Origin of the sequence: Campylobacter concisus, from assembly GCF_002912425.1 — a bacterium.
GTDB classification, from domain to species: domain Bacteria; phylum Campylobacterota; class Campylobacteria; order Campylobacterales; family Campylobacteraceae; genus Campylobacter_A; species Campylobacter_A concisus_AH.
This window is the reverse complement of sequence record NZ_POYR01000103.1, coordinates 1-9,053: the sequence shown is the minus strand read 5'-3', so window position 1 is coordinate 9,053 and position 9,053 is coordinate 1. Positions and strand designations below refer to the sequence as shown.

Here is a 9,053-nt window from a genome sequence, read left to right as displayed (position 1 = left end):
CCCCCACCTACCCCACTGCACGTTCAAGGTTGCTGTACTTTGCACAGTTTTATAGTAGTCCGCAGAGCGAATTTTCGTCTGCAAATTTAAATTTATAAAGGATAAAAATGATAAAAAGTTATGTTTTAGGTTTTCCAAGAATTGGAGAGAAAAGAGAGTTAAAGCGTGCGTTAGAGGGCTTTTGGGCTGGCAAAGAGGGCTTTAGTGAAGAGAATTTGCAAGAGACTGCAAAGACGCTTCGCCAAAGACACTGGAAATATCAACAAGACGCTGGCATTTCGGCCATTAGCGTTAATGATTTTTCATTTTACGACCTAATGCTCGATAACATCATCGCTTTTGGCGCTACGCCTCCAAGATTTGCAAATTTAAGCGGCCTGGAGCAATATTTTGCTTGCTCAAGAGGCAACAAAAATGGCGTTGCGATGGAGATGACAAAGTGGTTTAACACAAACTACCACTACATCGTGCCAGAGCTTAGCAGTGAGACTAAATTTAGCCTAAAAGCGGACAAAATTTTAAATGAATACAAAGAGGCGAAGGCTAACGGCGTAAAAGGCAAGGTAAATTTGATCGGCCCTATCACATTCTTGGCTCTTTCAAAGACGACTGATGGCAGCTGCCCATTTAAGCACCTTGACGCGCTTGTAGGCGAGTATAAAAAGCTACTTGAACAAATTTCTAAGCTTGATGATGAAATTTTAGTGCAGTTTGACGAGCCGATCTTTGTAACTGACAAAAACGAAAGCGACCTTTTGCCACTTATCACAAAGGTTTATAACGAGCTAACAGGCGTTGCTAGCAACATCAAGATCGTGTTTGCGACATATTTTGAGCATGCGATCAAGGCAGTTAGCGAAGTGGCTAAAACTAAAATTTACGGCATCGCACTTGACTTCATCCACGGCAAGAGAAATTTCGAAGCACTTGAGACTATCAAAAATAGCCACTTGACGCTATTTGCAGGCGTAATCGACGGCAGAAATATCTGGAAAAGCAACATCGATGATAAGGTAAAACTTGTTCGTGAAATTTCAGAGAAAATAGGCGGCAAAGACTTTTACATCGGCACTTCATGCTCACTTCTTCACGTGCCATACACTCTAAAATATGAAGAAAATTTAAACCCTGAGATCAAAAGCTGGTTAAGCTTTGCGGTTGAGAAGCTTGATGAGATCAAGATCATCACAAAACTAGCAAATGGCGAGAAGCTAAATGAGAGCGAAACAAAAATTTACGAAGAGAACAAAAATGCAGTTAAAACTCGCGCCACTTCAAAGCTCATCCACTCTGAAAGCGTTCAAAACCGCGTTAAAAATTTAAGCAAATTTGAGCGTGACGAGAAATTTGAAGACCGCATCAAAATTCAACGCGAAACACTAAAATACGGCATATTGCCAACAACAACGATAGGCAGCTTTCCACAAACGGTTGATCTTCGTGTACTTCGCCAAAATTTCAAAAAAGGCGAGATCGACACGGCTGTTTATGAAGCAGGTATCAAAAAATATATCGATCACTGCGTGAAATTCCAAGAAGATATCGGCCTAGACGTGCTAGTACACGGCGAGCCAGAGAGAAACGACATGGTTGAGTACTTTGGCGAGCAGATCAGCGGATATGCATTTAGCCAAAATGGCTGGGTACAAAGCTATGGCAGCCGCTGCGTCAAGCCACCACTTCTCTTTGGTGACGTAAGCCGCCCAGAGCCGATGACAGTTAAGTGGATGAAATACGCTCAAAGCATCACAAAACACGTAATGAAGGGCATGCTAACTGGACCTGTAACGATGCTAAACTGGAGCTTTGTGCGTGATGATCTTCCAAGAAGCGAGGTAGCAAAACAGCTTGCACTTTGTATCTATGACGAGATCGCAGACCTTCAAAATGCGGGCATTAGAGTGATCCAAGTCGATGAGGCAGCGTTTAAAGAGGGCTATCCGCTAAGAGCTGAAAATATCCCAGTCTATGAGAAATTTGCGGTTGATTGCTTTAAGCTTTCAGTGAGCTCAGCGGAGGCGAAAACTCAGATCCACACGCATATGTGCTACTCTGAATTTAACGATATTATTAAGACCATCGAAGCCATGGACGCCGATGTTATCAGTATCGAGACTGCAAGAAGTGGCAACGAGCTACTTAAAATTTTCAAAGCTGTTGGCTACAAACAAGAGGTCGGACCTGGTGTTTATGACATCCACAGCCCACGCGTGCCAAGCGTCGAGGAGATCGTCGCTCAGATCAAAGCTCTGCTTGAAGTCTTGCCAAAAGAGCAGCTCTGGATCAACCCTGACTGCGGCCTAAAAACCAGAAAATGGGAAGAGGTCGAGCCAAGCCTTAAAAACATGGTAGAAGCCGTCAAGATCGTAAGAGGTCTATAAAATTTAATTAAAAAGGATTTGAAAAATGAAAAGGATTTTTCTATTTGTAATATTAATTATCTTTGCGTCCGGATGTAGTTCTGGACGCCACTCTATACCACTCAACAAAGGTGCGTACAAGCAAACAAATATCTATAGTATCAGTGAGGCTTTAAATTTAGAAGCTGCCAAAAAAGAGCTAGCAGGCTTTGAAAATGTGAGGCTTGAGTTTGGCTCAAACGACCAAAATAAAAGCGTCATAAAGGCAAATGTAAAGGTTCAAAGATTTATCACTGATAGCGGAGATATAAAGGGCTATTGCCAAGAGGCTTTTGTCGCCGTCATAAAAAGATATATGATAGCTGCTAAAAAGCAAAATGCCGACGTGGCAAATATCGTAAGCTTTTGGCGAGCCGATGCAAAATACTTAAAAGACGAGTTTGTCTGCATGTCGTCAAGAAATTCTGTTGGCGTGGTGATGAGGGCTGATCTAGTTCAAAAGTGAGAAAATGCTAAAAGAGAAAATTTTAAATAAAGAAAAAGGGCTCGTGCTATATGGCCTTACGCCGCCAAAGGCTGAATTTGACGAGGCAAAGCTGCGTGAGATCTCAGAGCGCTGGACGGGGCGGATAAATGATATCAAGGCCGATGGGCTCGTGCTTTACGAGGTGCAAGACGAGAGCGAGCGAAATGATAGCGAGAGGACATTTGAGTTTAGTGGGACGCTAAGCCCAGAAATTTATTATAAAAAGTACCTAAACGTCGCTACTCCTAGTATATTTTACCGCGTGGCTAGCGGATACGGCGAGGATGAATTTCGCGCAGCACTTAAGGCTCAAAGCTCAAATTTAAACGTTTTAGTGGGGGCAACTTCCAGCACGCAAAAAGTGAGGCTAAATTTAGCTCGCGCCTATGAGATTGCTAGCGAATTTAAAGAGTTAGCAGTAGGCGGTGTCTGTATCGCAGAGCGTCACGGCAAAAAGGGCGATGAGCCACAAAGGATGCGTGAGAAGATCGCAGCTGGGGCTAAATTTTTCATATCGCAAGCGATATTTGACGCACAGCTAGCGCGTAAATTTTTAGAGGATTGCGCGGCTGCAAAGATAAGCGAGCCGATATTTCTTACATTTAGCACAGCTGGCAATGCAAAAACGCTTGAATTTATCAAATGGCTCGGAGTGAGCGTGCCAAGCTCGGTCGAAGAGAGGCTAAATTTAAGCTCCGACTACCTAGCTAGTAGCTGCGAGATCATAAAAGAAATTTGGTGTGAGCTAAAGAAATTTGGCGATGAAAATGGGCTAAATTTAAGCATAAATATAGAAAGTGTCATGGCAAAACGCGCCGAGATCGAAGCGAGCCTGGAGCTAACGCATAAGATGAGAGAGGTGCTTTATTCTAGCGAGTGAAGGTCATTAAATTTATCTATTTAAAAGTGAGTTTTTGGTTTAATTAAATAAAATTTTTAATATTAATTTAAAGTTGAAATAAATTATGACTAATATATTATTATGCGGTGGTTCTGGTACGCGATTATGGCCTATTAGCAGGACTTTGGTGCCAAAACAATTTATTAAATTATTTGATGATAGGTCTCTTTTTCAGCTAACAGCACTGCGAAATAGTGAAATTTGTGATAGGACATTTGTTATAACAAACATTGATCATTACTACTTAGCAATGGATCAGATAGAAAATTTAAATATCACAAATTTCAAATATCTGCTTGAGCCAGTTGGTAGAAATACTGCTCCAGCGATCACATTGGCTTGTCTAGCACTTGATCCAAATGAAGTGGTTTTAGTAACGCCATCGGATCATTTGATAAAGGATGTTAAAGAGTATCAAAAGAGCGTAAAGGTAGCAAAAGAGCTGGCCGAACAGAATTGTTTAGTTACTTTTGGCATAAAACCAAGTTCGCCTGAGACTGGATTTGGTTATATTGAGAGTTTTAGCGGTGATGTAAAGGCTTTTTATGAAAAGCCAGACTATGAAAGGGCAGTTAAATTTCTAAAAGATCAGAATTTCTACTGGAATTCAGGCATGTTTGTCTTTAAGGCAGGTGTTTTTTTGGATCAGATGAAAATTTTCGCCCCTGAGATACTTGAAGCATGTAAGCTAGCTTTCAATAACGCAAAAAAAGATGAATTTGATATTAAAATAGACACTACCGATATGCAAAATATCCCACAAAACAGCATAGATTATGCTGTGATGGAAAAATCAGATATTGTAAAAATGGTAGCACTAGATGCATCTTGGAGCGATCTTGGAAGCTTTGATAGTTTGGATGAGCAGCTACCAAAAGATACCAATGGCAATACAATAAATAGTGATCTAGTACAGATAAATTCTCACAATAATCTAATCCTATCTAGTGGCAAAAAAATAGCCTTGATAGACGTTGATGATCTAACTGTGGTTGATACAAAAGATGCTCTTTTAATATCTAAAAAGTCCTCTAGCCAAAAAGTAAAAAATGTTGTGGAAATTTTAAAAGAGGAGAGCTCTGAGCTTTGCAATGCTCATCTTACTACGAACAGACCATGGGGAAACTACACTGTTCTTGAAAATCAAGATGGCTATAAGATAAAAATAATAGAGGTAAAGCCTGGTAAAAGGCTATCTTTGCAAAAGCATTTTCATAGAAATGAGCACTGGATAGTACTATCAGGTAGTGCCACTGTGACGATCGGCGAGACAACCAGACTTGTTTGTCCTAATGAGTCTATCTATATAAAAATGGGTGAAGTTCATAGGCTATCTAATGAAGGTAAGATCCCTGTGGTTTTAATAGAAGCTCAAGTCGGCGAATATACAGGCGAAGATGATATAATTCGCCTAGATGATGATTTTAAAAGGTGATTTATGGATAAAAAAGTAGCATTAATAACTGGTATAACTGGCCAAGATGGATCGTATCTGGCGGAATTTTTACTAAAAAAAGGTTATATAGTCCATGGTATAAAAAGGCGAACAAGTCTTTTTAATACGGATAGGATAGATCATCTTTATCAAGATCCACATGTTGATAATAGAAACTTTTTCTTGCACTATGGCGATATGACGGACTCTATGAATTTAACAAGGATCATCCAAGAGGTACAGCCAGATGAAATTTACAACCTAGCTGCCATGAGCCACGTGCATGTAAGCTTTGAGACTCCAGAATATGTCGCAAATGCTGATGGTACAGGCACTCTTAGACTACTTGAAGCTATAAGGATACTAGGGCTTGAAAAAAAAACTAAAATTTATCAGGCATCTACCTCTGAGCTTTACGGAAAAGTGCAAGAGACACCGCAGAGCGAGACTACGCCGTTTTATCCAAGAAGCCCTTATGCTGTCGCAAAGATGTATGCGTACTGGATAACGGTTAATTATAGAGAGGCTTATGGCATTTTTGCTTGTAATGGTATATTGTTTAATCATGAATCACCTGTTAGAGGCGAGACATTTGTCACTAGAAAGATCACAAGAGCAGCTAGTAAGATAGCGCTTGGACTTCAAGATAAACTTTATCTTGGAAATTTAGACGCCAAAAGAGACTGGGGTCATGCAAAAGACTATGTGAAGATGATGTGGATGATACTGCAAGCTCCAGAGCCAGAAGACTGGGTGATAGCAACTGGCCAAACAACAGCGGTTAGAGATTTTGTAAAATTTGCATTTGCCTATGCTGGTATAAATTTGAGATTTGAAGGGGCTGGCGTAGATGAGATAGGAGTCGTGGACTCACTAAATTTTGAAAAAGCAAAAGAGTTAAATTTAAATTTATCTCATTTAAGTGTTGGTCAAACTGTGGTTTGTGTGGATCCAAGATACTTTAGACCAACAGAGGTTGATTTGTTGCTCGGAGATCCTAGTAAAGCAGAGAAAAAACTAGGCTGGAAGAGAGAATTTAACCTTCAAGATCTAGTAAATGACATGATGAAATCAGACTTAAAGCTCATGACAAAAGATGTCTATCTAAAAGATGGTGGATATGAGATAATGAGCTATTTCGAGTAAAAAATGGATAAAAATAGCAAAATTTATGTAGCAGGACATAGGGGACTGGTAGGCTCTGCTATAGTGAGAAATTTAAAATCAAAAAGCTATGAAAATATAATCACAAGAACTCATAGCGAGCTTAATCTTATGGATCAAAAAGCAGTTTATGAGTTTTTTGAAAAAGAAAAACCTGAGTATGTAGTACTAGCTGCTGCAAAGGTTGGCGGAATAGTGGCTAATAGTACGTATAGGGCTGATTTTATATATGAAAATTTACAAATTCAAAATAATGTGATCCATCAAAGCTATGCGCATAAGGTAAAAAAACTATTATTTCTGGGAAGTACTTGCATATATCCTAAAGATGCTCCACAGCCAATGAGCGAGGAGGTGCTTTTGACATCTCCACTTGAATACACAAATGAGCCATACGCGATCGCTAAAATAGCTGGCATGAAGATGTGTGAGAGCTATAATCTGCAATATGGTACAAATTTCATATCTGTAATGCCTACAAATTTATATGGTCCAAATGATAACTTTGATCTAGAAACTTCGCATGTATTGCCAGCACTTATAAGAAAGATACACCTAGCAAAGCTTTTAAGCGAAGAAAAATTTGACGAAACAGTAAAAGATCTAAAAGCAAGAGATGTAAATGAAGCTATGGCTTATCTTGATAAATTTGGCATTTCAAAAGATAGAGTAGAAATTTGGGGCACAGGAGAGCCTAGACGAGAGTTTCTACACTCAGAAGATATGGCCGATGCCTGCGTGTTTTTACTGGAAAATAGAGACTTTAAAGATACTTATGATAAAAATATCAAAGAGATAAGAAATACACATATAAATATAGGCACAGGCAAAGATATCTCGATAAATGAGCTAGCAAATTTGGTTAAAAATATAATCGGCTTTAAAGGCGAGCTATATTTTAATGATAACAAGCCTGATGGTACGATGCTAAAACTAACGGACCCGTCTAAGCTCCACTCTCTTGGTTGGAGGCATAAAATAGAGCTTGAAGATGGGATAAAGACACTTTATGAGTGGTATTTGAAAAACATGGAGAAAATAAAATGAAGGTATTGCTATTAGCAGGTGGATATGGAACAAGGCTTAGTGAAGAGACCGATATAAGACCAAAGCCAATGGTTGAGATAGGTGGAAAACCCATATTGTGGCATATTATGAAAATCTATTCTAGCTTTGGATTTAATGATTTTATTATTCTCCTTGGTTATAAAGGCTATTATATTAAAGAGTATTTTGCCAACTATTTTTTGCATCAGAGTAATTTTACTATCGATATGACAACTGGAAAAACTGAGATATTAAACAATTCTAGTGAACCATGGAAAGTCACTCTTTTAGATACTGGATTAGAAAGTATGACGGGAGGAAGAATTAAAAGAGCAAAAGAATTTATAAAAAACGAAACCTTTATGCTCACGTATGGTGACGGTGTAAGCGATGTAAATGTTAAAAATCTTGTTGAATTTCATAAACAAAATAAAGTTAAAGCAACTATGACGGCCATTCAGCCAGCAGGAAGATTTGGAGCACTGGATATAAATGTAAATTTAGTAAACAAATTTGTCGAAAAGCCTGCTGGTGATGGAAATTGGATAAATGGTGGATTTATGGTATGCGAACCAGAGATTTTAGATCTAATAGAATCAGATGAAACTATTTTTGAGCAATATCCATTGCAAACTTTGGCAAAAAATAGTCAACTTGGTGCTTACAAACATAGTGGTTTTTGGCAATGTATGGATACTTTAAGAGATAAAATATACCTAAATGAACTTTGGAATAGCGGCAAGGCACCATGGAAAATTTGGTAATGAAAGATCTTTTTTGTGGTATTTATGAAAATAAAAAAGTGTTGGTAACAGGTCATACTGGTTTTAAGGGGTCTTGGCTTGTTTATTGGCTCACACAAATGGGTGCAAAAGTTATAGGCTATTCGCTCGAAGCCCCTACAAAACCAAATCATATAGGGCTTTTAAATCCAGATATTATTTCCGTTATGGGCGATATTAAAGACTTGGACGGATTAAACCATGTCTTTAATAGATATAAGCCAGACATTGTGTTTCATCTAGCAGCTCAGCCTATTGTTAGAATATCTTATGAGAAGCCAATAGAAACTTACGAAACAAATGTTATAGGAACACTGAAAGTTTTTGAAGCTTGTCGCAAAAATAATGTGAAAGCAATAGTAAATATCACAAGTGATAAAGCCTATGAAAATAAAGAGTGGGTTTGGGGTTATAGAGAAAATGATCCAATGGGAGGATATGATCCTTATAGTTCAAGTAAGGGATGTGCAGATATATTAGCGTCTTCTTATAGAAATTCATACTTTAATACAAAAGACTATAAAAAAACACATAATACTTTATTAGTAACTTGTAGAGCAGGAAATGTAATAGGTGGTGGGGACTGGGCTAAAGACAGGCTTATAACGGACGTTATGATATCAGCATCACAAGGCAAAAAAATAAGCATTAGAAATCCAAACGCTACAAGGCCATGGCAGCATGTTCTCGAATGTATTAGTGGATATCTTCATATAGGACAAAAACTTTTAGAAGAACGAGTTGAATACTCTGGGGCTTGGAATTTTGGTCCAAGTGATAATGGAAGTATTTGTGTAGAAGAAGTTATAAAAAATATAAAAAAGTATTGGAGTAAGAT

The 9,053-nt window shown here is 38.4% G+C and carries 8 protein-coding genes; all 8 read left to right on the top strand.

Annotated elements, in window-relative coordinates; translation table 11 throughout:
• Positions 1–107 precede the first annotated feature (107 nt).
• Positions 108–2,381 (top strand): 5-methyltetrahydropteroyltriglutamate--homocysteine S-methyltransferase, encoded by a 2,274-nt coding sequence (metE, locus tag CYP84_RS05335; protein ID WP_103636902.1) that lies wholly within the window; start codon positions 108–110, stop codon positions 2,379–2,381.
• A 25-nt stretch (positions 2,382–2,406) separates the two neighbouring features.
• Complete coding sequence (locus CYP84_RS05330; RefSeq protein WP_103573659.1) at positions 2,407–2,865, top strand: hypothetical protein; 459 nt, start codon at positions 2,407–2,409, stop codon at positions 2,863–2,865.
• 4 nt (positions 2,866–2,869) lie between these two features.
• A complete protein-coding gene (locus CYP84_RS05325) occupies positions 2,870–3,766 on the top strand; it encodes a methylenetetrahydrofolate reductase (protein ID WP_103636901.1) in 897 nt (298 codons plus the stop codon).
• 85 nt (positions 3,767–3,851) lie between these two features.
• Complete coding sequence (locus tag CYP84_RS05320) at positions 3,852–5,222, top strand: mannose-1-phosphate guanylyltransferase/mannose-6-phosphate isomerase (RefSeq protein ID WP_103636900.1); 1,371 nt, start codon at positions 3,852–3,854, stop codon at positions 5,220–5,222.
• Between the two features lie 3 nt (positions 5,223–5,225).
• Positions 5,226–6,368: a GDP-mannose 4,6-dehydratase gene (gene gmd / locus CYP84_RS05315; RefSeq protein ID WP_103636899.1), complete on the top strand. Its 1,143-nt coding sequence runs from the start codon at positions 5,226–5,228 to the stop codon at positions 6,366–6,368.
• Between the two features lie 3 nt (positions 6,369–6,371).
• Positions 6,372–7,433, top strand: coding sequence for a GDP-L-fucose synthase family protein (locus tag CYP84_RS05310; protein WP_103636898.1), 1,062 nt, complete (start codon positions 6,372–6,374; stop codon positions 7,431–7,433).
• A complete protein-coding gene (gene rfbF, locus CYP84_RS05305; protein WP_103590543.1) occupies positions 7,430–8,197 on the top strand; it encodes a glucose-1-phosphate cytidylyltransferase in 768 nt (255 codons plus the stop codon). The genes CYP84_RS05310 and rfbF overlap by 4 nt, the downstream gene beginning before the upstream one ends.
• Positions 8,182–9,053, top strand: an 872-nt coding sequence (gene rfbG, locus CYP84_RS05300; protein ID WP_258033899.1) for a CDP-glucose 4,6-dehydratase, incomplete at its 3' end; no start/stop codon positions are given. The genes rfbF and rfbG, both read left to right, overlap by 16 nt.